The sequence below is a fragment of the Bifidobacterium pseudocatenulatum DSM 20438 = JCM 1200 = LMG 10505 genome, assembly GCF_001025215.1.
GTDB classification, from domain to species: Bacteria; Actinomycetota; Actinomycetes; order Actinomycetales; family Bifidobacteriaceae; genus Bifidobacterium; species Bifidobacterium pseudocatenulatum.
Genome location: NZ_AP012330.1, coordinates 1,742,098 through 1,767,475, shown reverse-complemented (window position 1 = coordinate 1,767,475; position 25,378 = coordinate 1,742,098). Strand labels below are relative to the sequence as shown.

The following is a 25,378-nucleotide window of genomic DNA, read 5'->3' as shown; positions in this document are numbered from 1 at the left end:
CATGATCTCCTTATCTCGTGTTCTGTAAATATTGTATTGAATACGCTGATATAACGTGACAAATCCGATTATTGACGATTGTCATTGCGAGAACATGCGCATTATTGGACGGCACGTAACGTTTGCAATGTGCTTTCCTGTAAATCGCCGATATCCTCGTGATCGTCGATTTTGCTGACGTTCCAATCGTCATTTGCCGAATAATCCGATGATTTGCCGCATATATCAAGCACAATCACGGTGACGTTGTCGTTGCCGCCCGCGTCGAGCGCGGACTGCACCAGCATATCCGCGGCGACTTGCGGATCGCCATATGAGGCTGCCACATCGGCGAGCAGTTCCCGATCGATCTGCGCGTGCAGGCCATCCGAGCAGATGATGAAACGTCCCGTGGAGCGCGCCGCATACCAGTCCGGCTGAATGCCGTCAGGAGCGCCGACGCATTGGGTGATGATATTGCGCGGTATGCATCGGTTCGCCTCGTCCGGTAGCATTTCGCCGGTGTCGATGGCGTTCTGCCGTTCGGAATGGTCACGTGTGATCCGGGTCAGCGACTCCGCCATCCAATGGCCTTCCGCATCGGCGCGCATATGGTAGGTGCGTGAATCTCCGACATTGATGACGTAGCAGTACTCATCGATGGCTTGTTCATGCACGCTATCTTCAACGCGAGTCGGCAGCACCACGCCGGTGATGGTGGTTCCGGCGATGCCGCCAAGCTCCTGGCCAAGTTCGAGCACCTGTTGCTGCGATTGGCTCAACGCATGTTCGATGGACGTACGGTTGCGCGACGGCTGTTCGGCAAGCTGCGAGAAACATGCCGCCACCTGTGCGCTGGCCCGCTCGCCGCCTTTGCCGCCGCCCATGCCATCGCATACGACATATACGCCACGGCTGGCGAGAGCGTTGTCTTGGTTGTTTTTTCTTTTGCACCCGACATTGCTATTCAGGCCGGCCTCGATGCTACGGAAGATCATGAGTCCCGTCCTTTCTTACGATTGTGCTTCCGATCGCTGCCGTTGTTCCGCCCGCTGCGGTTGCTGCGGAAGTGGAAAACGTCGGCAAGCGAAAGTTTGGCACGCCATCGGCGTAACGTCGGCAATGACTTGAGCATGTACTTGCGTTCCTGTGCAATATCGCGCCAATACTGCTGCACATGCTCTTCGTTGACGAAATTACCGGAGAAGGCCGCGTAATCGGCTTGCGCGCCCAAAGCGAGCAAGGTCTCGCGGGAAATATCCATCTGATTCGCGATCGAAACCGCCTGTTCGCTGCGTGTGCCTCGAATGTCGAGTCCGCTTTGCCGTGCGAGCGCGGCGACCGATTGCCAGCCGGCTGCCACACGCTGCTGCGTGCTGCCGTGTTTTCTTGATCGTGCCAGTGCGATCGCTTTGATGGCGAGCAGGAGACCGCATATGATGAGCAGCGTCCATAGAGGGCTTCCGTAGATGGCTACTTTTCTTGCGATTCTGCCGAAATGCTGCCAGAACAGGTTGGCTGAGGTTTCGTCGGCCATGCTTCCGCCGATTGAGGACTTGCCTTTGGCCTGGGTGTCGTCACGTAGCGGGTCGGTGAGTGGTACCGGGGGCTGGCGTACCAGGGTTTGCGGATTCGGTGGGGTGAGGTTCTGGTTTTCGTCGGGGACTTTGGTTTCCTTTGGCGTTGGATAGAATGCCACCCAACCGTAGCCGTCCAGTTTGATTTCCACCCATGCGGTCACGTCGTTGCCGGTGAATTTCGTGATGGTGGTTGTTCCTTGTTCTTCGGTGCGGCTTTCGCTGATTTCACCTTCGTCGTCTTTTGGCAGGAATCCGAGTACCACACGGCTGGGAAGACCTAGGCTGCGTGCCATCAATGCCATGGCGGAGGCGTATTGTTCACTGTCTCCGACCATGGCCGTTCCGGCGAGCAGTTGGTCGATGCGGTAGTTGCCGTGGCCTGCGGTTGACGGGTAGTCGCCGCTTAATCCGTGTGAGAACCAACCGGATTCTTTGAGCTTTTCGGCTAAGGCCTGGGCCGCTTCGCCGCCTTTGGATTGGCCTCCGGCGATGGCTGTGGCGAGTTTGTCCACGCAGTCGGGCACATCTTCGGCTTTTGGCTGGCTGATGGCGGCCGCGTCTGTTTTGGCGATCTGTTTGTCGGTGGGAACCGTTGGCATGATGCCGGTTTCCGTGTAGGTGAGACCTTCGGAGGTGCGTGAGGGGTAGATGGCCGACATGGTGTCGCTGTTGTAGTAGAACGAGTCGGAGTTTTCGCTGTTGTCGAATGTCACGCTGGATGCGGCTCCGGCCATGGGCAGCCAGTAGTCGCTGAGTCCTTTGTCCACGGTGAATGTGGCGGTGAATTTCTTGCCTTCGGCATTGTTGGTGATGGAGGTGCCGACACGTCGGTAATTGGAGGAGTCCGATGACATGGTGGAGTCGGACAGATTCCATACGTTGCCGTCGAAACGGTCCATGACCGCTAGTCGCACGCTTGATCCAGCGGGCAGGTTTTCGACGGTGAGGAGCACATCGTCCTTACTGTTTGTAATGTACGAGCGCATGCCGCTTAACGGACTGGTGTAATTGTACGGGCTAAGCGGCGGATCATAATGGTCGCGCAGAATGGTGCGGTCCTGATCGACGACGAGGCATCCTCCAATAGCCAATGCGACGGAAAGCACCACGATCACGACGGAACTGAGCCAACGTCCCAATTCCAGTAATTTCCAACGTGCGCTGATCCAAATCACCAATATGAGCGCCATTATGGTGCCTACGAACATGCGGTAATAGCCGGAAGATGAGCCGAGCAGCGCGCAAATCGCAAGATTGGCGGTAACGGGAATAATGGCGATCATGGTGAATCGCCCATCTTCAGTCACTGCGAAAATGCCGGTCAGTAGCGCGAACCACAGGCAGATGGTCCATACGGCCAGCAAACAGCCATCGGCGGTACCGGTAGGAGGTTCGACCGACAGAATGAATTTGAACGATCCGAGCATGTTCATCCAGCCTTGTGTAAGCGTGCGCAAGGTCGGAACAATATGGGCGATGGTGGTGTCGTTGAGGAACAGTACAGGGCCGACAACCAGCTGGGCGACGGCCATGAACAGCATCTGCCACCAGAGACGAAGTGCCGGAACCGTGCCTGCGAGCGCCACGAGAGATCCGATGATGGTGGCCGGAATGGCGGCGAGCGCCCAGGATGTGGCCGATCCGTAGACGTCGATGAGGTTGCTGGCGGCGGCGAGGGTGAGTAGGGCTGCGACGAGCAGGCTTGCGTATTGCGAGGCGCGTGTCCGGCGTAGGTAGGGGAGTGCCTGTGATTTGCCGTCTCGTGACATCCAGATGACGGAGTGTGTGGAGTCGGCCCATGAGCCGGTGCCGGTTCCGGTGAAGGTGTTGCCGAATCCGGTGGTGCGGCCGGTGTCGCCGGTGTTGGTGTTGTGGGTGGAAAGTCCTGTGGTGCTCATTCCAGTACCCCCATGATCATTGGGAGATCGTCTAGGTTTCCTACGGTCGCCAGGGTGAAATCGGCGTATCGTTTGATGGCGCGTGGCTGTCCGATGGCGGTTTGCAGTACCACGCAGGTTGCGGATCGGGGGAGTGCGAGCGCCATGTGTTTGATTTCGTCGATGTTTTTGAGCCTGCCGACGGTGATGTAGTAGAACGATGAGTCGGGGGCATGGGCGAGGGTGGTTTGCGCCAGATTCGGATTGTCGCTGATATCGGGGGAGATGGCGCTGCAGCCGTCAAGGAATTCCGTGGAGTTGCGTGGCATGATGTGTTCGGTTCCCGCGTGTGAGGTCACCGGTCGGTTTTGGAGCAGGCATTGCACGCCGATGGAGGCATGGACGGATACCGCCAGTTCGAATTCGTCGGAGCTCACATAGTCGTCGGGGTTCACGCTGATGGTCAATGCGGTGTCGGTGCGTCGGGTCGCCTCGTATTGACGGATCATCAGTGCGCCTGTTTTTGCGGAGCTGAGCCAGTGCACGTTGCGTACGTCGTCGCCTGGCTCGTATTCACGCAGTCCGTAGAAATCGAGGTCGTCGTCGACGATTTCGCCGCTTGGCTGGCCTTCGAGATCTCGCGGAATTCCGGCGTTGAGTGTGTTCAGCATAACGGTTTTCGGGTGGATGAACACGTTGATTTGGTCGACAAGTTTCTTTTCGTGTCGTACGAGTCCGAATGGGTCGCCTTTGCGTATGGACAGGGGACCGACCGGCAGTACCGCGCGGGAGACGGCGGTGAATTCCACGGTGGTTTGGCGTGATTGGCCGGCGGCGAGCATGGGGATGGCGAATCGTTCGTGGCTGTCTCCGATGGGCAGGTCGCCGCGTGCTGATGTGGTTGGCGTGCGCCCTGGATTGTCGACGCACACATCGACTTTCACCGTGTCTGACACGGTGACGCGCCTGCTGGACACGTCTATGGTGGCGGTGAACGACGTGTTGCCGAGCGACAGCATGATGGCGGCGACCATCATGCATGCGAACACGATCGCCATGGTCAGCAGTTCATGCCAGCTGAGGATTGTGAACGCTATGAGTGAGGCGATGGCGAGTCCGGTCACGGCCCATCCGAGCGGCGACACGTATGAGGTGACCAGTCGTTTGATGCGATGCTTGATGCGTCGCAGGGATCGTTGCATGGTTCTCCTGCGCTGCATGGTTTTGGATTGTCGCATGCTTGACCTTTCGGGGGTTTACGAACGTTTCGTGTGGGGTGTGCGCTTCGCGTGTGCCGTGTCGTACGCGGCTGGCTGCGCCGTGCGTTTCAGGCGGTGGCGCCCACGGTCGGTGAAGGCACTTCATTGAGGATCTGTTCGATCATCTGTTCGGGGGTGGATCCCGCGAATGTGGCCTCCGCGGTGAGCGTGATGCGGTGTGCGAGCACGGCGACGGCCAGTTGCTTCACATCGTCGGGCACCACGTATCCGCGATTGCTGGACGCGGCCCACACGCGGGCGCATCGGGTCAGTGCGAGCGCGCCTCGCATGGACGATCCGACTTGGATGCGTTCGTTGTGGCGCGTCGCTTCCACCAAGCGCACGATGTATTCGATGATCGCGTCGTCGAGACGCACGGTTTCGCTGATGGCGCGCATGCGCAGCACGTCGTTGCCGGTGAGCACCGCATGTACGGTGGAGGCACGGTCGGTGACGTTGACCTGCTTGAGGATGTTCACGCTTACGTCATGGCTCGGATAGCCGATGGTTGTTTTGATGAGGAAACGGTCCATCTGCGCCTCAGGCAGTTTGTAGGTGCCGAGTTGTTCGATGGGGTTCTGAGTGGCGATGACCATGAACGGCTGCGGTACCGCATGGGTTTCGCCGTCGACGGTGACTTTCTGCTCTTCCATGACCTCGAGCAGTGCGGACTGCGTTTTTGGCGAGGCTCGGTTGATTTCGTCGGCGAGCACGATGGATGCGAAAATCGGACCTTCGCGGTATTCGAATTCGCCGTTCTTCTGGTCGTAGTAGGTTACGCCGACCACGTCGGACGGCAGCAGATCCGGAGTGAACTGGATACGTTTGAACGACATGTCGATGGAGTTGGCGAGGCCGCGGGCCAGCTGCGTTTTGCCGGTCCCCGGATTGTCTTCGAGCAGAATGTGGCCACCGACGATCATGGCGGTGGCGCATTGGCGGATCGGCTGTTCCTTGCCGACCACGACTTGGGAGACGTTGCCGACCAGTTGGGCGAACAGTTCATGGAATTCGGTGATGTCGGCCTGCGGCGCGGACATCATGGAAGAAGCCATGGCCGGCTGCGCGGGCTTGACGCTTGGTGCCGTAGTCTGCGGGAATTGGCGCGTTGCCATTACGGGAGCCGATTGCGATTGTGGTAGCGGCTGTTGTGTTGGAGCGGATTGCGTCGGTTGCGCCTGCATGGGCTGCGCCATTGGAACCGTAGGCCTCGTCGGCCTGGAAGGAGTTGCGTTATGCGTGCTGAGTACCGTGCCCTCTTCGTCTCCGTCCTGTTCCTGCGGATGCGTCGGCAGGCTTGGAGCTTGGAATGCGGGGCGTGCCTGCGGATTGCCGGGCTGTTGCGGCTTGCTCATATGGCGCCCAATGGAACCCAGCTGGGTGGCGTCGTCGTTTTCGTTGCTCATAGGTACTCCTTGGTTGCTTCTATTGATCGTATTGATGATTGGTTGTGATGTTGAATTTGCTTATTTGACGGTGAATGAGATGCCTCGCGCCTGTTTTCCTGCCAACCCTGTTCGTAATGAGATGGCTGAAGCATTGGTGTCTATCGAGGATTGCGTCTCTCCATTATCAGGGGTTGGTCCCGGTTCCGGATCGGGGGTTTTCTCCTCGTATCGGACTCCGGTCACGGGATCAGAGCTTTTCTTGGTCGCATTGATTTCTGGTTCCCCGGCAGTGGTGATCACGCGAACCTCCCAATCGCATCTGGTACCGGAAGGACTGGTGATGTCGGAAACATCCAGTGTGCCGTTAGCTGGCCAATCGTAGGTATGCGAGCTTTCCCCTGCCGGAGTGATGACGATCTGGCCTTTGACACTTCGCCCGTGGGCCTCCCAACTACCGCCATTGACATGAATGATGTTGGCGTTCTGTGTATCCCACGTCAATGAGGATGGCAGTGTGATTTCCGCTGGCTTTTTGTTGCCGACGGTATTATCGGTAGCGATTGCTGGGTCGCTGAGATGTGAGGTGTCGATGAAGTACTGTTGCACGCTTACCGTATCGCAGGTGCTCCAATCACCGGAAAGCGGCCATTCGGCTCTGCTCTCATGAACATCATCATCGTAATAACCCTTGGCCTTTACAACGAAACCTGTGACGCGTCCACCTTTTCTGGACCAGGTCGCCACACATGTGTTGTTGTTGAGTTCCAGCTTCACATTGGTTGGAGGATCGACTGCTGTGAAAGTCGAAACGGACGCTTCGTTGCGCAATGAGCCACTGCGTTCCGTAACCACGGTAATCGTCGGCTTAAGTTTTCTGTAGTACCACTCGTTCTTAATGTCGAATTCGACGGAATAATCCTTGGCGCTTGTCTCCACGGATTTGTCTTCGCCCTCGATGCTTACCGTAATCGACTGGTATTTCGAGTTACGTGCGTCATTGATCCGTCCTCTCACCACGATCTTGTCGCCTGATTGATCGGCGGAAATAGTCGGATTGTCAGGCGTACCCCAAGGCGAAACGGCATTGGATGCCGTGGAGGGCTGGCTCCAGTTCACTTTGTTATGCGCCTTGACCGTGGCGGTATAGGATGCGCCGTCGGTGATCGCATTGTCGTCGAATTTGAACGTGATGCTGGTGCCAGTGACTTCCTGGGCCGGATTCGCCACATTCGGACCGCTCAACGTCACCTGATACTTGTCGACGGCGGAGAAATTACCCTCCAAAGCCTTCCATGTGACAGTGATGGTGTTCTTGCTAGCTTCGGCCTTCACATCGGTCGGCGCGTCCGGAAGCTTGTCAGGCGTGCCTTCCACGCCATTCGACTCCTTCGACCAGCCGACCTCATTCTTGGCCTGCACCTTGAACGAGTACGTCTTGCCGTTCTTCAAGCCGGTGATTTGGCAGGAGGTCACGGATCCGCACGATTTCTCGCCGGAACCGTCGCCGCCCCACGACACCTTGTATTCGCTGATCGGACTGCCGTTCGAAGAGCCGGCCGTCCAACTCAGATTCACCGCGCCATCCTGCGGGTCTCCGGCGATGGGGGAGAGCAGCGGCGCATCCGGCTTGTCCATCACCAAAACGTTGATGGTGCCCGTCACCTCACGTTCCTTCGTATTGGTGGCATCGCGCACGTTGACGATCACCTTGTTGGTGCTCGCGCCGATATCGGACGAGGCGCTGATCGACACCACACCGTTGGACGGGCAGTCCACGGTCAGCTTCGACGCGCCATCGGACGTGCATCCGGTCACGGTCAATGCGGAATCGGGGAACGGATTATACGCATCGGACAGCAGGTTCACTTCCTCACTGGATCCTGCCTTGACCTTCACGGTTTTCGCGTTGATGCGTGCCAAAGGCCTGTTGGAGGCCGTCACACGAACCGTGACGCCCGCACTCACCGTGCCCTTCGAATATTGAATCGAAATCGGCACGCTCACCGTTGTTCCCGGCGAAGCGGTCTTGTCGGCGGACACGGTCAGCTTGCCGTTCGAACTCACCTTGGCGCTCACCTGGTCGGAATCGGTGCCACCCGAATACGTGTACTGCTTCTCATCGTCATACAGGTCGGACGCCGAATGGGTCAACGCGGTCAGATCGATGGTGGTGGCGCTTTCTCCTGCGACCACGTCAATGGTGGACGAGGAGAACGTCGGCGCGGGCATGTCACGTCCGATCACGGTGATCGGCAACGTCAACACCGCCGAATTGATGATTTTCACATTATCGTTCTTGTCGCGTTTGCCATCCACCGCGGTGAAGGTGATGGACGCTGGACCGGAATAATCCTTTGATGCGGTGAACTTCAACGTCTGGTCGTTCACATACAGGTCGCCGTCCGCGGCCTTCGTGGCGCTCACCGAATCGGCGCCGTCCACATACGCGATCTTGCCTGCGCCCACGCGCACATAATCGGCGATATTGATGGTGATCGTCTCGCGTGCGTTCACCTTCAATGCCGGCGCCTTCGGTCGAAGGGTCGGCGGGAACACGCCGTACGCGGGCACTTGGATGAACGCAGTGGACGTGATGTTGTATGTCGTGTTGGTCACGGTGTACGGCACGGCTCGTGCCTCGTCCGTCAATTCCACGCTAATGGTCGTGGACTTGTCACCGCCCTTGACATGCGCATGGTCGGTGGCGGAATCATCCACGGCCACCTGCAGTTCGTCGGCGCTGCCGGAAGGATTCGCGATCCATTGCGAAACGTCCACGTCGATGGATTTCTTATCGATCGTCGCGGAAGATGGCACACGGTAGTCGTATGCTGTCGGCGGTTCGATGGTGGCGTTGTCGTCCACGTTCACCGTCAATGTCGCGGTGTCGGACAATCCTGCCTTGTCTTTGACCGTATACACCACGTAATAGGTGCCCGCCTGCTGAGGAGTGGTGAAGGCGAGCGCATTGTCCGCCACGGTCACATTGCTGATGTCTTGCGATTCGACGTTTTCGCTGACGGCCAGGTCGGTGTTGTCTCCGGAGATGTCGTTTTGCGCCACGGGCACGGTTGCTGCGGTGTTGGGGCGCAATGTGATTTCGTCGTCGCGCGCGTATACGCCCGAGTCGGTGCCGGATGTGAATACGCCTACGCGGATTTGCGCTTGGGATCGTTGGCCGGTCCAGTCTTCGACGGCGTATGAGAAGGTGTCCGTTCCTGTGGAGTCGGCATAGGCTTCGTATACCAGGTAGGTGGCGCCGACTTCGCTGATGCGTCCGAGTGTCGGCGCCTTGTTGCCGAGACCGAGCAGCTGCACGTCGTCGCCGTCGGCGTCGATGCCGGTCAAGGTGATCGGGATCTGGACTTTTTGGCCGGCCGCGACTTGCGCCTCGACGTCGGATGGTGTTGGCGCAGCCTTGTTGGAAGCGTCTTTTTGATGCACGTTGATGGTGATTGTGGCGGATGCCGCGTTGCCGAGATTGTCTTTGACGGTGTACGTTACGGGGAAGGATCCGGTTTGGTCGGATGCTTGGTATCGTACGGTGTTGCCTGATACGAATACGAGTCCTTTGAACGTGTTTTTGTCGTATTGCAGGTCGTTTTGCAGGCTTACCGTGGTGCCGTCGGAGTAGGTCACGTGGTCGAGCACGTCGATGGAGACGATGCCGTCAGTGCGTACCTGCGTGGTGATGTTGTCGGCTTTCGGCACGGAGTTGGAGGTGGTCAGTGCCGGTGGCTGCAGTACGATCACGCCGGTTGACGTGCCTGCCGCGTTGGCGACGCTGTATTTGATCTGCACGGGCTCGGTCGGTACCTGTCGTGCGGTGATGTAGACGCGCTTGTTGCTTACGACGCCGGTTTTGATGCCGCTCGCCGCATCGGCGGTCACGCTGGTCACGGATAGCACACCACCCATCGGGTCGACGTCGTTAGACAGTGGTTCCACGATTGCGGTGTTGTCGGCGCCGAGCAGTGCCACGTCGTTGGCTGCGATGGGCTTGGCGGAGTCTCCGGTCACCGCCTGCACTTCGATGCGGGCCAGGCCGGTCGAGGGGATGGATCCTTGTGTGATGGTGTAGGGCACGTAGTAGGTGCCGGGGTTGGATGCGCTGAAGGTGAACGACATATCGGTGGCGTTCATGGTGGTGGATGCGCCGGATGGGGTTTCCACGGCGGTCAGCTGCGCGGGTTCGGCCGAGGTGCCATGCACGTATTGTTTGAGCGCGATGGTGGTGCGGGTGTCTGGCGTGGTCTGCTTGACGGCCGGATCGATCACCGCGGCCAGCGTGTTGGCCGGTTTCACTGAGAAATACACCATGCCGGTGCCGGTCTGCTGGCCGTCGGAAACGGTCACTTCGATGCCGGCGCGTCCGGAAGACATGGATCCCGCGTTGAACACGAGCTGCCCGTCGGCGCGTGTGGAAACGGTCACCTGGTCGGTGTTTTGCGGGGTTGCGGATACGAGGGTGAGCGGGTCGCCGTCGGGATCGGAGAAGCTGCCCAGCGCGTTGGTGGTGTAGGCCGCTCCTTGTTCCACGTCGATTTCCGGTGGCGTATCGGTTTGCTGGGGCGCGTTGTCGTCCCCGCCTACCAGTGTGAGGCTTACGTTGGCGTTGGAGGTTTGCCCGCGTCCGTCGGAGATTTCATAGCTGAACGATACGGATCCTTCGGATGCCGCGGAAGCGTCGAGCTGCAGATATCGTCCGTCGTATACGGGGGAAACGCTGATGTTGGCGCCGTCGGGGGCGCTTACCGAGGTGATGCGCAGTACGGAGCAGTCGGTCTGTTCGTCGTTGCGGAGCACGTCGAGGATCTGCTGCGATCCTGTTCTCGCGCCGAACGAATCATCTTCGGCTTTGATCTGGCCGGATTGCGACGAGCAGGTCTTGCTGAAATTATGCTGGTTGTTGGCGCTGTCGTTGTTCTGTTCCTGTTGCTTCGACTGTTTGGTTTCCACCTTGTTCCATTGGATTTTGATGACCTTGGTGGATTCCTGCGGATTCCAAACGTTGCCGTTGACCACGTCGTTGAGTATGACCAGACGATGGTTGGTGCGGAATATCAGTTCCGAAGTGGCGTTGATGTTGGTCAGGGTGTCGAATGCCGTATCCGAACCGTCTACGGAGCACACTTTGGCGTAATTGTTGGCTTTCTGCGCCCATGCGGCGAACACGCATCCGCCTGTGGACACCGGTTGGGCGGCCTCGCCCTTGCCGGAATTCGGTGTTTCAGAGGTTTTCTTGGTGCTGAGGTTCACCGTTGCGAGCCCGCGTGGTGTCGCCACGGCCACCCATCCGTTCTGTTTGCCGTCCGTGGAAGGGGCCTGCAAGGTCATGCTGCCCTGCAGATTGATGGCTGCGCTTCCCTGCGGCCAATACACGGTGCCTTTTGCCGCCACGACCGGGGTTTCGCCGATGACGGTGAACGATTCGGCATGCGGTGCGCCTCCTATCGTGCCAACTTGCTCGCGCGTGTCTTGCGGCCCTTTGATGCTCAGCACCGCGCCATCGGAAGTTCGGTATCCGTATACGGTTCCGTCATGCGTCACCGCGATTTTTCCGCCGGATCCCAGTTTCATGTTCGGCTTGTCGGTGGTGGGGTTGACGGATTTCACATCGGCAGCGGATCCCACCCACACATTGCCGGTTTTGGTGTTGATGAACGCTGCGGTATTGCCTCCGATAATGGTTTCGATATCCGTTTTGATGGCGGTGTTGCCGGTTTCGCTAATGGTGGAAGCCGCGATATTGCTGGCTTTGGTGCCTTCGGAGATCACTGTGTCGCCATCATGCTGTGCCACGTCGAAACGGGAGGCTGCGGATGAGACTCCGGCGTCCACATCCTTGTTCTTCGCATTGAATCGTGCGGCTTTGCGGTCCTTCAGCGACGTGATCCACACGGTGCCGTCGTCAAGTTGCACATGCCGTTGCGTCACCGAACTGACGATGAACGCGCCTGCGATGATACCCAGCAGCAGAAGCAGCATGACGATCGGCGTGATCCACCGTCTGCTTCCCGACGGCAACAGCAGTTTGCGCATCATCGATCCGAAGCGCAATTGACGTTCGTGCGATTGTGCCGGCTGATCGGCTGCGTTCTTGCGTTTGTCCATTTTCGGTTCTTCCTTGAGTGTTCCGATGGTCGTTGTGTTCGTTCCGGACATCGCCTGCGATGGAATAATGCCGTCGGCCGACCCTGTTGGGAAGTGCTGTGATGCTTATGGTTTGGCCGCGCACGCGATCGCAGGATTCTGCGACATCTGCCGGTCCGCTCGGATGAGGCTCACCTGGATGCAGGTCTGCGAGCCGTCGGCGGGTTTGATGCTGATGCGCGTGTCGGTGGTGGTGGTTCCTTGGGCGTTCGGGTCTACTCCTGCATCGCCTACCAGCGACCATGCGTACGAATCGCCGTCCTGAGGGTCGGGGTTCACCCATGTGAACTGCACGCTGCTGCCATCGGCGGAATATGAGCCGGCCAGATTCTCGACACTGGGCACGCTACTTGTGGTGATGGCCGAATCAGGCGAATCGTTGTCCTGATCGTGCGTTCCCGGAGTCTTGATCTGCACGCTGCTATTGTCGGAAGCCGAATCCATATTCGGCAAGATCACATACGCGAACGCCAGTTCGACGGCTGCAATCGCGGCGACCGCCGAAACAACGATCGCAAGAGGCTTGGCCCAAGTGCTGCGCTGCTTTGGGACGGTCGGTGAAACCTGAATGTTCGCCTGGGACTGTGCGTACAGATTTTGCGGGAACGGCGGTTCGCCTTCGACCGTGGTCGGCGTGGCATGGCCATACAATTCCTGCTGCGCACGCTGCATGTCACGCGCGAAATCATATGCGGAATAATACCGGTCTTCCGGCGCTTTATTCAACGCCTTGCGTAAAATCCGCTCCACTTGCGGGGGAATATCCGGCCTATTGAGCTTAGGGAGCGGATCGGTGAGAATGATGTTTCTCAGCAGAGCACCGCGTTCTTTGCCCCTGGTCGAGCCGAGGGCCGCGGAATAGCCGTATTCATATGGCGACTGGCCCGTCAGCATGGCGAACAGCGTCGCCCCCAGCGAATAAATATCGGAGGATTCGTTGCCTCCGCCGTTCTTCGCAAGCACTTCCGGCGGAGCCCACGCGATGGTGTAGCCGATGCCGGGACGCCCGTAAATCGTTCCCGCGATGCCGAAATCGGCAAGCATGGGCATGCCATGCGTGTTGATGAGAATATTGCTGGGCTTGATGTCGCGGTGGATGATGCCTTCGCGGTGCGCTGTGGAAAGGGCGCTCGCCAGATTGATGCCGACGGTGAGCATCTGGTCTGCGTTGAGCCTGTTGGATTCCAGGAAGGTCTTGTAATTGCCTCCCGGAGCGTATTCGAATACGGTGTAGCCGTTGCCTGTGGCGGTGATGCCGCTTTCGTACACCGAAAGAATGTAGGGATGCGAGGAGATCCTGCCCATGAAGTTCGCTTCGGAACGGAACCGCGACGCCGCGCGCGGATCGAGCGTTCCCTTGCTGACCTTGATGGCCACTTGTCGGCTGGGGGAAAGCTGCTGGTACAAATACACGTTCGCTTCGGAACCTGAACCCAACTTTTGGGCGAATGTATACCCAGGGATTTGAGGGGGAATGCCGTTCATGGCTTCCATATGCTCTCTTTCCTCGTGGTGCGTATGCTTTTCGGCCGCTCTCTCTGGATCCTATCCTAACTGAAGACCAACCCAGAAACCTATCAGCAAGGGGTCAAAATGTCCATATACAAAGACGGGCATCTGAGACATGTTGTGGCTGAATAATAGAAGTCGTAGTGATAGAAAGAACGTGCGAACCTTAAGAGACGGCCTTCGTGGCGACGATGAGGGTACATACATTCAGTTGCTGGATGACGGGCATCTGGCTCAAATGGAAATGACCATTGATGTGTTGTCGGCGTTGCTGCAGATGCCACGAAGGAGTGGTTGCACCGCAGATCGTGTTGGATAAAGGTTGGCTTCGAGACAACTTTGCAGGTTCCGGATTTGTCAGGTAAAGGAGGGCGAGACTAGTAGTGTTGGGAGGCATGATGAATTTGGAAGACCTTGACCGCGTCACGTTGGTTGCGGGCGCGCCGAGCAGTGGAAAAACCGAGTTTGCGCTGGGCATGCTGGTTGCCGCAATGAGGCGGTATGGTGACGGGAATGCCGTGATGACGGTGTCTGGCAGGCAGATCGCCGATGCGTTGGGCGATCGGGCGATCCGCGAATTGTCGGCCGTGTCGCAGGCGCGACCGGTCACTACGTTGCCTGCCGTCGCATTCCGTCTGCTGACGGCCGTGAGATCAAGTCAAGGCGAACCGTTGCCGAAACTGTTGAACGGTGCGGAACAGGATGTGATCATCCGCAAGGTACTAGCTTCGCATGTGGAGCATAGGCAACATGGCGACGATTGCGCCACCTGCGATCTGCTGCGCACCTATTTCGCGGTTTCCGAATGGTCAGGACTGGTGGCCGACGATTCCACCGACGCATTCGCCAACCAATTGCGCGACATGCTCGCACGCATGAACGAGATTGGCGCGAAACCGCAGTTCGAAGACATGCTGATCGCCCGTGCGGCCAGCAGGGACGGCATGCTTGACGAACGTCGCGAACGCCTGCGCACTCAATGGCGTCTCGCCTTCGCCTTGCGTGAGGAATACAATGAGGCGATCCGTTCGTCTTATCCTGGCGAATATCGTCTCGACGCGTCGCAGCTGATGATCGACGCCACCGAAGCCGTGTCTGGCATACAGGAAGCCGATATTGCGAACATGCTGATCGTCGACGATTTTCAAGATACGACGTTGGCTGGTTTCGCACTGCTTGAAGCCCTGCATGAACGCGGGGTGCGCCTGCTGTTGGTTGGCAATCCCGACGAAGCCGTGCAGACGTTCCGAGGATCATATCCGGAATATCTGTTCAACCAGGCGCAGACGCGCATGGGAGCGAGGCTTGAACGCATCGAAGGTCTGCAAACGGCGCACGAAGGCGATACCGCGCAAACCGTGTCGAACCAGCAAGGCGTGCATGGCGACTATCGCACGCTTGTCGCGACGCGAGTGAGCCTGTCGATCGCAAGCACGGAGTCGACGGACGTGCCTCTGCCCGATCGTCCCGGCAAAATGAGCGATATGCCAGGCGCGATGCCCATCGAAACGTTGCCGGCCGACGATACGGGCGCTCGTGTCACGCCGGCCGACGGCAGTGTGGAAACGGCCTTGTACCGTTCCTCTTCCGAAGAGCTCGACGACGTGGTGTGGAAGATCAAAACTGAGCATTTGCAACGTTCCCGTGTATGGAACGACATGGCCGTGATCGCGCACGACAATGCCACCGTGCGCGCATTCGGCGAGCGGTTGCGCGCTGACGGCGTTCCCGTGCGCTATTCCAGCGTGACCCGGCCGTTGAAGGATGAGCCGTTCGTGCAGGGTCTGTTCGCGTTGATCGAGTTGGCCGAATTGAAAAACCAGACGATCGCGGCTTCGACCATGGACCTGCAGACCGCCGGATCCTATATTCGTTCGCGCGTGGCGCTGATTATGGGATCTCCGCTGATTACGGTCGGTGGTGATCAACGGCATGAGGGGCGTCCGGCCCGTCTCGCATCCATCGAATCCGCGATGAACGCGTTGGTTTCGCTCGCTTCGATTGTGGAAAGCAAGGCTGCGAACCATGATGAGGATGCTGCCGAAGAATACGACGAAGATGATTTCGAAGATTACTTTGAAGATGATTTCGAAGATGATGAGGATGCGGCGGACGCTGCCGTCGAACAACAGGCGTTGCTCCCTCGTTTGATGGAAGACTGGCGCGATTATATGACGGACTATCATGCGATTCGCGCCGATGGCGAGCATGATAGTGAGCATGAAGACGAGCATGAAGGCGATTTCGCGCTGAGTATGGAAGCGCTGTACGTGCTTCTTATGGAGGGCAATACCGATCGCGTGGTCGATGCGATCGCCTCCGTGCTGGGCGCGGATCCGCAGATCAAGGCGTTCGCATCATTGTGGAAGGTTCTTGACAAAACATGCGAGTCGGAAGCCAAACTGGTTTCGCGTGAACCGCAATATGTGTTGGATTGCGCATGGAGGGCCTGCGGCAAGGCGGAAGTCTGGCAGCGTGTGGCGCTGGAGCATTCGGCTGCCGGCCGTGCCGCGAATGATCGGCTTGACGCGGCGATGCGTTTGTTCAACTATGCTTCAGGCGGCGAGTCAAGCGGGGAATTCGCGGTACACACCATCGAGGCGTTCATCGAACAGGTGCGTTTGCTGACCATTGAGGCGGATTCGCTGGCGCATACCGCGCCCATTGATCAGGCGGTGACCCTGACGACTCCCGCAGGAGCGGCGGGAAAGCGCTGGAATCTGGTTTTTCTGCCGGCTTTGCAGCAGGGGCAGTGGCCGAATCTCACACCACGCAACACGTTGTTCGGCGGTGAGGAACTGGCCGATGTGATGCTGCACGGCGTATTGTCCGACACGATCGTCACTCCGGCGGGCAGGCAGGACGCGCAACTGGCGTCGGTGCTCGCCTCCGAGCAGAAGAGCCTGTTGGTGGCGTTGACCCGTGCCAGCGAGCGTGTGGTGGTGAGCGCCGTGCTGAATGACGACAATGTGCCTTCGGATTTTCTATACGGATATATGCCGGAGTGCTTCGACCGCGATCGCGACGCCGATATGGAACGGCGAGAATATGCGTCGGTCGGCGGCCAAGGCGATTACGCGGGGCTGGAAACCGATCCCCGTGGTCTGGTCGCGGCCGCCCGAAGCGTGCTTGCGTCGGAACCTGAGGACAGCCCGAAGGCGCGTGATGCCGCGGAAGCGTTGGCATTGCTGGCTTCGCATGGTGTTACGGCGGCCGACCCTGACCGTTGGCCGTTTATGGGGGAGACGGTCGAGGCCACCATGCGGAAGATCGCGGCCGTCATGCGGACGGGCATGAGCGACACGTCGGAAAGCTCGACGTCGGGCCGAAACGGTAAATCGCGGCGATCCGACGTGGTGACTTTGTCTCCTTCTGCGGTAGACAATCTGTGGGCGTGCCCGGTGTGTTGGATGTTGGAAAACCGCTTCTCCGGCCCGCGCATGGGCAGCGTCGCCACGAGTTTCGGCTCGCTGATCCACAAGGTGGCGCAACAGGCCACCGAAGCCGGACTTGATATGCCGGAACACCATACCGCCATCAGCGACGTGGACAATATCAATGCGATCACCGAATGGATGTATGCCGAATACAAGCGTCTATGCGGCGATTTCAACGCCATTGCCGATCCCGCGCAACGGTATCAGGCGTTGAAGAAAGATGAGCAGGCGCAGGAGGCGTTGCGTAACATCGCCACGTATTTCGTGCAATCGAATCATGGTGATTATCCGATTAAAAATAATGATGCATTCAGCGTTGGAAAACTTACGAAAGCCGAACCTGAGCTGAAATTTACCGCAAAATTCGATTTCGACGATATTCTCGACGCCTACAATGCGATGGACGGCGTTCACGCGATTTCACGGAACGAATTGATCGCCATTATGGGAGCGTTGGTCGGAGGATGGCCGGAAACCGGCATGAGCGAGTATCTCACCGTGCGTTTGACCGGCAGGATCGACCGTTTGGAACGGCGTGAAATGGCGGATGGCACGCAGCAGGTGCGTCTGATCGACTACAAAACCGGTGTCAGTCCGACCGGCGAAGGCCTGTTCAACGATCTGCAGCTCGTCTGCTATCAGCTGGGACTCGTATTCCCCGAGGAAAGCGGCATGCGCGGGGCGCAGGCGGTGGCGAACGCGCCGAACATCACGCAAAGCGCGCTATTCCATGTAGCCAAGCACGCATACCCTGCGCCGTATGGCGACACCGCCGCCGAATCGCATATGCAGCAGGCGCTGTTCGCCAATGGAAGTCTCAATACCGGCGAATTCATACCGCGCTATTACGTCAAAAAACTCGACAAGGATTTCCACGACGGACTCGATGACATGCTTCCTCCGTTGGAAGTGAGCGACGAGCATTGGAATGAGTTCCTTGGCTTACGCGGCACGATGGCGGTATGGTCCCTCACCATGATCGCGAGGGTCTTCTATGCGGCCGCGGCCAGCAGGGCGAACGAAATCACCGCAAGACCGACGACGGAACATGTGAGATACTGCAGAAACACTACGATCTGCCCGGCCTGTGCGGGCGAACAGAACACCGTATTCGAAAGGAGAACGGCATGAGCGGAACCATGAAGTTCACCGACAGTCCTGAGCAGGCTGCCGTCGTCCAAGCGCCCTCGTATGCGGATGTGGTGGTGGTGGCCGGCGCTGGATCCGGCAAAACCTACACGATGACCAGACGCATCATCACGCTGATCGAACAGGGGGTGAGCCCCGAAAAGATCCTCGGACTGACCTTCACGCGCAAAGCGGCCTCGGAACTATTGTCTCGAGTGTCTGCGGCCGTGACTCGCGACCAGCGCGAACGCGGCCTGAAATCAGCGAACATGACGTTCCTCAAACCGGAAGTCTCCACGTACGACGCTTTCTTCCAATCCATCGTGCGCCAATATGGACTGCTTGTCGGCTTTGACCAGAACACGCAGCCATTGAGCGAAGCAGGTGCCATGCAGCTCATCCACACCGTGCTTGACAGGCATATGGATGATCTTATGGCGTTCGACGGCGATCTGAAATCGTTCAACACCATAGCGGGCAACGTGTTCGCCCTGTCCAACGCCATTTCCGGCGCCATGATCGGCGGCGACTGCACCAGCTTCGACGAAGCCGTGCAACGCGTGCGCGACTGGGATGAGGCGTTCGTCGAACAGATCGCCAAGGCGCTTGACGGCGAAACCGTGCCAACGGAAGAGCCGAAATCGCCAAAGCTGCCGAAACGACTGAAAAAGGATTCCGACGCGGACTACGAAAAGAAACTGGAGAAATACCGCGAACTCGGGCACGACATGTGCGTGTTCAACAGCGCGCAACTCGCATTCGTCGCCAAGCAACGCGACCTGCTGCTCGATCTTGTGCTTGACTATCATGCCGAAAAACGCGCCTGCAATATGGCGGAATTCAGCGATTTCACCATCGCGGCATTCCAGCTTGTCTCCCGATTCCCGTCCATCGGAGCGGCCTACCGCAAACGCTATTCGCATGTGCTCCTCGACGAATACCAAGACACGTCCACCACGCAGGCGGCACTGCTGAGCGCGCTGTTCCACGCTGACGACACGCATCGCAGCGCGGTCAGCGCGGTCGGCGACCCCTTCCAATCGATCTACGCATGGCGAGGGGCGAGTCCTGGCGCATTCCGCATGCTGCAACACGATTTCGGCATGGACGCCACCAGCAGGCCATTCGCATTGACCGTGACGCGGCGCAACTCACGCATGGTGCTCGAAGCGGCGAACAATCTCACCAAACCGCTCCGCTTGCCTGCCAGACGCCTCAGCAGCTCGCTGATGCGCGAAGTCGACGTTCCGGCGCTCGTCAATACCGACGAAGCCCCCGAAGGAACGGTGGGCGTGCTTGCGTTCGACACGTTCGGGCAGGAGGTCGACGCGGTCGTGCGCTTCGCCAAACATGCGATCGCCCTGCACACGCCTTCCTCGCGCGACCTCGACAATGGCATGAAAGACAATCGTCCGCACGTGGCGGTGCTGTTCCGTTCCAAAGGAATCATGTCGCAATTCGCGGAAGCGCTCGAACGCGCAGGCCTGACCACGCTGGTAGTGGGGCGGTCGGCGTTGCTGGAACGCCCGGCGGTGCAGGACGTGTTCGCTTTGCTACGCGTCGTCAGCGATCATACCGACAGTGCGGCGCTTATGCGATTGCTGGCCACGCCGCGATTCTCCATCAGCGCCAACGATCTGCAGGCGCTCGCCGATACCGCGGAACAGGTGAACACGATGTGCCGGTATCGTGCGCTTGTTTCAGCTGGAATCGTGCAGGAGCAATCCAACAAGGAAGAAAAACCGGAAAATCTGGGAATTTATGGAGTAACTCCCAAGTCGGGTCCTTCCGATGCTGAAATCCGTGCCATCGTACGTGAATATCGAGATCAAGTGCCGAATGCGGTTTTCCTTGTGGACCTCATGTTGCGTGACGATCTCGCGGAACTCATTGACGGCAGGGTGAGTCGTGAGGGGACGAAGGAAGTGCTTCGCGCCGCGGATGCGATCCGTCAGGTGCAGCGCATGCTTGGCCACCCGTTGCCGGAAGTGGTTCGTGAGGCCATCGTCGCATTGAATCTCGATATCGACATGCAGCTGGCCGAGCATATGCGCGGCGGTCAGGCCGATGCCACGCTCGCCGCATCCCGGGTGGCGCTCGCCAAATCGCCGATCGATGCGTTGCTGAAGCTCGTCGACACGTATATGCAGGAGATCGCGTCGCAGGGAACGCCGAGCCTGCGCGCGTTCATCTCATGGGCGGATTCGCTGCGCGACGCACGCGAGGAGCACGCGGTGGCTCCCGATGTGCCTGTCGACGTGGTGCTGATGACCGTACACCAGTCGAAGGGCCTTGAATGGGATGCCGTGGCCGTGGTCGGCATGACCGATGGCGGATTCCCCACCAACAAGGGCAGCGATCTGCGTGTGGTCGTTGATGAAGAGCATCTCAACGGTTTCCAGGATGGCGTGTGGACGCCGCCCGAATATCATGAGACCGCCAAAACGTGGCTGACCGATCCTGCTGCGGTGCCGGTTCCGGTGCGTGTGGACGCCGATATTCTGCCGCGATTCCCCCATGACGCGCTTGTGGGTGGAAATCCGTTGGAAGCGTTGGAAATGCTGGAGGATGCGGAAATCATTGACGACGAAGTGTTCGGCACCTTGCGGAATATGAGCGTCGATGACATGGAAGGTATTGATCCGGACGGACTGTATTTGACGCAAATCGAGGAGTATGGCCGTCGGTTGCATGCCGACGAGCGTCGCCTCGCGTATGTGGCGTTGACTCGCGCCCGTCATGAGGCGCTGCTCACCTGCAGCGCAACGAATGCGGAAAGCCGTGATCCGCGTGCCGTGGGCGATCGCAAACGTGTGTCCAAACCGTCGAATTTCCTAGTGGAAGTGCGCGATTCCATGCTCAATATCGTTTCCAGAGCGGCTGAGCCGAGCAACCTGGCCGATATTGCGGAAGTTGAGGATGTCGATTCCTCCGAAAACGGCATGACCAGTCTGCATTCGATCGATGCGCCGTTGCCGGATGGATTTTTTGTGGGCGAGCATGCCCGCGATTTTGAAGATGCGGTGGTCGGCGACGCTTGGAATGCGCCGCTCGAGCCGTCGGAAGGCAACCAGTTCCTGCCATGGCCGTGCGAGTTGAGCGATGAGACCCTGCAGACGTTGCGTTTGTCTGCGTTGCAGGTGGATTCGGCGATGAACAATGCTGGCGGGCAGACTGATGGGCGGGCTGGCGAACGGGCCGGCGGGCAAGTTGGCGAGCCTGTCGGTGGCGAAGGTGCTGGGCGTTGCGAAAATACGGGTGCTTCGCTGCTGCGATGCGCGCAATTGCTGGTGGCCGACAGCAATCTCATGCCTGACATGCTTGGAGAGGCGTCGCAGGATGCGTTCGACAGCGCGGTGCGTGCGAAGGGCGAGAGGATTCTTGCGTCCGGTCGTCAGAACGTCACCTCGCTGCAGGCGCGCGCAGGCATGATGGACGAGCGTGGCGCCCGCACTTACTGGCGTGGGCTGGTGCGTCCGATACCGAACGTAGCGTCTCCGGCCGCGCAACTGGGCACGCAGTTCCATGCTTGGGCGGAACGGTTCATCATGGCCGATGCGAATGATGCCGGCATTGGCGTTGGCGCGAGCGGCAATGGCGGTACTCGCGTAGCTGAATCGCGATTGGCGATGCTTGCCGAGCTGCGACGCAACAATGCGGCGCAATCGCAAGACAATCAAGACGATAATGGGGCAGACAATAACGGGATATTCGATTGGCAACAGCGTCTCGCAACGTCGACATGGGCACGGCGCAAGCCCGCGTGGGCGGAACGGCAAATCGTCGTCAACGTGCCGCAATTGGGCACCATCGTCAACGGCAAGCTCGACGCGGTGTTCTTCGGGGGTCTCGATGGGGCGGATCGGTCGAAACAATATACTATTGTCGATTGGAAAACTGGAAAAAAACCTCGCAAAAAAGAGGAAATTCAGAAAAAATTAGCACAGTTGGATATGTATCGTATCTTGCTGTCGGCAATGGAGGGCGTACCGCTCACCGCTATCGACGCCTGCCTCTACTATCTGAGTGAACCCATTGAGGGCGATCGACAGCTCAATGCCGCCGACAAAACAGAAGAAGAGATCCTTGCCGAGTTGAGCTACGGAATTCCGGAACAATCCGACAACGACTAGTGCTGGTGCGCCGAACGTGCGGCGCTTTCCAGCCTGCCCGTAGGGTAACGCACTATGGGCAGCGTTGTGGAGGAGCGCCGCTACCCTCGTGCAGCATGTGTGGGCGGGCACACGTGCCGGACGCAACGAAAGTTAAGGAGCGATAATCATGGCTGCCACCAGCGCAACCGAAATCCCGAAGTCGCCATATTCCGTACTGTTCTCCATTCCGGGAACCAAAGCGTTCTGTGCTTCCGGAGCCTTGGCGCGACTGCCGATGTCGATGATGAGCCTTGGCATTATCCTCGCACTCAACCATTTGTATGACAATTGGACGATCGCAGGCGTGATGAGCGCGGCATATGTGCTTTCCACGGCGGCGGTCACGCCACTGTACGCACGACTGTTCGACCGATTCGGCCAGCGCAAGGTCGGATCGGTAGTGCTTGTCGTGCAAATCATCGCCATGCTTGGCTTTGCGTTCGCGGCATTGGTGCGCGTGCCGATTCCACTGCTGTTCGCCTTGGCTGTGGTGATGGGGCTCACGCAATTCTCGTTCGGCGCGCTTGTGCGTACCCGTTGGACGTATGTGCTTGACCGTACCGGCAACGGCTCATTGCTGAACACTGCGTATGCATTGGAATCCGCCATCGATGAGATCGTATTCATTTTCGGACCGATTCTGGCCGCGTTCCTGGCGGCTTCCGTGCATCCCGTTTCGCAGTTGTTTGTGCCGACGATTGCGTGCGCGATCGGCGGCACGGTGTTCTTCGCATTGCGTGACACGCAACCGCCGGTAGTACGTGAAATCACTGTTGTTTCGGCATCTTCCGACGATGCGGACGTGCGATTGGCGGTTGACGGCAATACTGGAAATAATGGCGGCGCAAATTCCGTGCAACAAGACAAACAACAAGACAAACTGACCGTCGCGCAGTTGAAGTCGAATGACAATCGCAAGAAACGCAATGTGCTCACCTATGCGGGCGTGATTCCGCTTTTGATGGTATTCATCGTGTTCAACATGAGTTTCACCGCATTCGATACGTCGATGACGGCCGTTATGAAAGCGTTGCATCTTGATTCCCTGCTTGGTGTGCAGCTTGCGATGTTGGCGGTCGGCTCGTGCATAGGCGCGCTGGTTTTCGGCACGCGCGAGCTGAAGGGCTCCCGCTGGCGCCATATGATCACGTTCCTCGCGATCATAACGGTAGGCTTCTTCATCATTCACATGTGCCAAGGCAATCTGATTATGATGGGAGTGTTTGAAATCCTTACGGGTCTTACCGTTTCGTCGGTGTTCGCTTCGGGCAATCTCGTTATGAAGGAGACCGTGCCGGAAGAATCGCTGACCGAAGGCCTCGCGTGGGTGAGCACCGCGGGAACCATCGGCGCGTCATTCGGTTCGATGACCACGGGAATCATGCTCGACCATTTCAGCCCAGACATAAGCCTGATGCTGCCATGGATTTTCGTGCTCGCTTCGATTCCGTTCGCCTTGATCGGCTGGGCGGTGACGCGTCGAAGCGTCTCTTTACATTCGTAAATGGAACATTCCTCAGTAGAATGAGTGAGACTGATTTGAAATGCTGTTCGTACGCTCGTACGTGCGACATGCTTGAAGGAGCTGCAATGATCAAGGTTTCTGTAGTTGGCGCCAAAGGACGTATGGGTTCCCATGTGGTCGATGCCGTGAACAACGCGGCCGACACCGAATTGGCGCTCGCGCTTGACGCCGGCGACGACCTCACCCAAATCACCCCCGGCAACACTGACGTGGTGGTGGAGTTCACCGTGCCGAGCGTGTCTCTTGACAATGTGCTCGCACTCGTGGCGCAAGGTGTCGACGTGGTGGTGGGTACCACCGGCTGGACCGACGAGAAGCTCGATCAGGTGCGTGCCGCGCTCGCTGCCGCGCCTCGCGAGGGCCAGAGTGTGTTCATTGCGCCGAATTTCGCCATTTCCGCCGTGCTCGCCGACTATTTCGCCAAGGTTGCGGCTCCGTACTTCGAATCCGCTGAAGTGATCGAGCTGCATCACCCGAACAAGGTGGATGCTCCGTCCGGCACCGCATTCCACACCGCGCAGGGCATCGCCGCAGCCCGCAAGGCCGCAGGTCTTGGCCCTGTGCCGGATGCCACCGAAACCGATGGCGGCTCCCGTGGCCAGGTGGTTGACGGCATTCACGTGCACGCCGTACGTCTGCGCGGTCTTAACGCCCATGAGGAGGCCCTGTTCGGTAATGACGGCGAGCAGCTGACCATTCGTGCCGACAGCTTCGACCGCATCTCCTTCATGCCGGGCGTGCTGCTGGCCGTACGCAAGGTCTCCACCGGCGCATACCCAGGCGTGACCGTCGGCCTCGACAACTTCCTCGACCTGTAAATCGGTGAATCCGCGATTCGGCAAACAGGTTGGCAAGGTCGGGTAGACTCGGCCTGTTGTTCCCTATTCGGGCGTTCCACCGCATGGTGGGCGCTCGTTTTTATATTTTCAAAACGTGCATCAATTGTATTGAATCGTCGGAACCGGCATTTCTTTTCCTATGATTCGCTTTCTCATGATTTGACAAGTCGTGCGATGGCTGCGCTCGCTTCGGCGATTTTTTCGTCGGAAACCGGGCCTCCCTGTGCTGCGGCCTGCTTGACGCAGTGACTGAGATGGTCGTCGACCAGCAGCAACGCCACCGATTTGAGAGCGCTGTTCACCGCTGAAATCTGTGTCAGAATATCGATGCAATATTCGCCTTTTTCCGTCATTTGGCGAATTCCTCGCACTTGTCCTTCGATGCGGTTGAGCCGTGTGATGATTTTCTTTTGATCGTCGGCATACCCATGCTGCGTGGTTACGTAATGTTGATCGTTTTGCATTTGCTCCGCCATGTTCCTCGCCTCTCTGCGTGTGCGTGGTTCGCGTCAATTCGGCGTTTCGGTCCGCCGACTTTCGCTGGTTGCGT

11 protein-coding genes are annotated in these 25,378 nt (G+C 58.4%); 4 read left to right on the top strand and 7 right to left on the bottom strand.

Annotation, left to right across the window (positions count from 1 at the left end):
* Positions 1 to 101: 101 nt before the first annotated feature.
* The 6 genes from BBPC_RS07285 to BBPC_RS07260 all read right to left on the bottom strand — a co-directional run bounded on the left by BBPC_RS07285 (position 102) and on the right by BBPC_RS07260 (position 13,730).
* Entirely contained in the window at positions 102 to 977 is an 876-nt protein-coding gene (locus tag BBPC_RS07285) for a PP2C family protein-serine/threonine phosphatase (RefSeq protein ID WP_004221347.1), read from the bottom strand.
* Positions 974 to 3,457, bottom strand: coding sequence for a DUF3488 and transglutaminase-like domain-containing protein (locus BBPC_RS07280; RefSeq protein WP_004221349.1), 2,484 nt, complete (start codon positions 3,455 to 3,457; stop codon positions 974 to 976). The genes BBPC_RS07285 and BBPC_RS07280 overlap by 4 nt, the downstream gene beginning before the upstream one ends.
* Entirely contained in the window at positions 3,454 to 4,674 is a 1,221-nt protein-coding gene (locus tag BBPC_RS07275) for a DUF58 domain-containing protein (RefSeq protein ID WP_033524357.1), read from the bottom strand. The genes BBPC_RS07280 and BBPC_RS07275 overlap by 4 nt, the downstream gene beginning before the upstream one ends.
* Positions 4,675 to 4,763: 89 nt before the next feature.
* Positions 4,764 to 6,101 (bottom strand): AAA family ATPase, encoded by a 1,338-nt coding sequence (locus BBPC_RS07270; protein WP_004221352.1) that lies wholly within the window; start codon positions 6,099 to 6,101, stop codon positions 4,764 to 4,766.
* A 60-nt stretch (positions 6,102 to 6,161) separates the two neighbouring features.
* A complete protein-coding gene (locus BBPC_RS07265) occupies positions 6,162 to 12,197 on the bottom strand; it encodes an Ig-like domain-containing protein (protein ID WP_033524358.1) in 6,036 nt (2,011 codons plus the stop codon).
* Between the two features lie 105 nt (positions 12,198 to 12,302).
* Positions 12,303 to 13,730 carry a serine/threonine-protein kinase gene (locus tag BBPC_RS07260; protein WP_004221354.1) on the bottom strand — a complete coding sequence of 476 codons (1,428 nt, stop codon included), beginning with the start codon at positions 13,728 to 13,730 and terminating at the stop codon, positions 12,303 to 12,305.
* A 410-nt stretch (positions 13,731 to 14,140) separates the two neighbouring features.
* On the opposite strand from BBPC_RS07260, the gene BBPC_RS07255 reads away from it, so the two are divergent.
* The 4 genes from BBPC_RS07255 (at position 14,141) to dapB (ending at position 24,807) form a co-directional block, all read left to right on the top strand.
* Positions 14,141 to 18,313: a PD-(D/E)XK nuclease family protein gene (locus BBPC_RS07255; RefSeq protein WP_004221356.1), complete on the top strand. Its 4,173-nt coding sequence runs from the start codon at positions 14,141 to 14,143 to the stop codon at positions 18,311 to 18,313.
* On the top strand, positions 18,310 to 22,443 hold the full coding sequence (locus BBPC_RS07250) for an ATP-dependent DNA helicase (protein WP_004221358.1): 4,134 nt from the start codon (positions 18,310 to 18,312) through the stop codon (positions 22,441 to 22,443). Before BBPC_RS07255 ends, BBPC_RS07250 begins: the two co-directional genes overlap by 4 nt.
* Positions 22,444 to 22,591: 148 nt before the next feature.
* Positions 22,592 to 23,968 carry an MFS transporter gene (locus tag BBPC_RS07245; protein ID WP_004221360.1) on the top strand — a complete coding sequence of 459 codons (1,377 nt, stop codon included), beginning with the start codon at positions 22,592 to 22,594 and terminating at the stop codon, positions 23,966 to 23,968.
* 86 nt (positions 23,969 to 24,054) lie between these two features.
* Entirely contained in the window at positions 24,055 to 24,807 is a 753-nt protein-coding gene (gene dapB, locus BBPC_RS07240; protein WP_022245622.1) for a 4-hydroxy-tetrahydrodipicolinate reductase, read from the top strand.
* A gap of 173 nt (positions 24,808 to 24,980) precedes the next feature.
* On the opposite strand, the gene BBPC_RS07235 is transcribed toward dapB, so the two are convergent.
* Positions 24,981 to 25,304 (bottom strand): metal-sensitive transcriptional regulator, encoded by a 324-nt coding sequence (locus BBPC_RS07235; protein WP_004221365.1) that lies wholly within the window; start codon positions 25,302 to 25,304, stop codon positions 24,981 to 24,983.
* Positions 25,305 to 25,378: the final 74 nt, after the last annotated feature.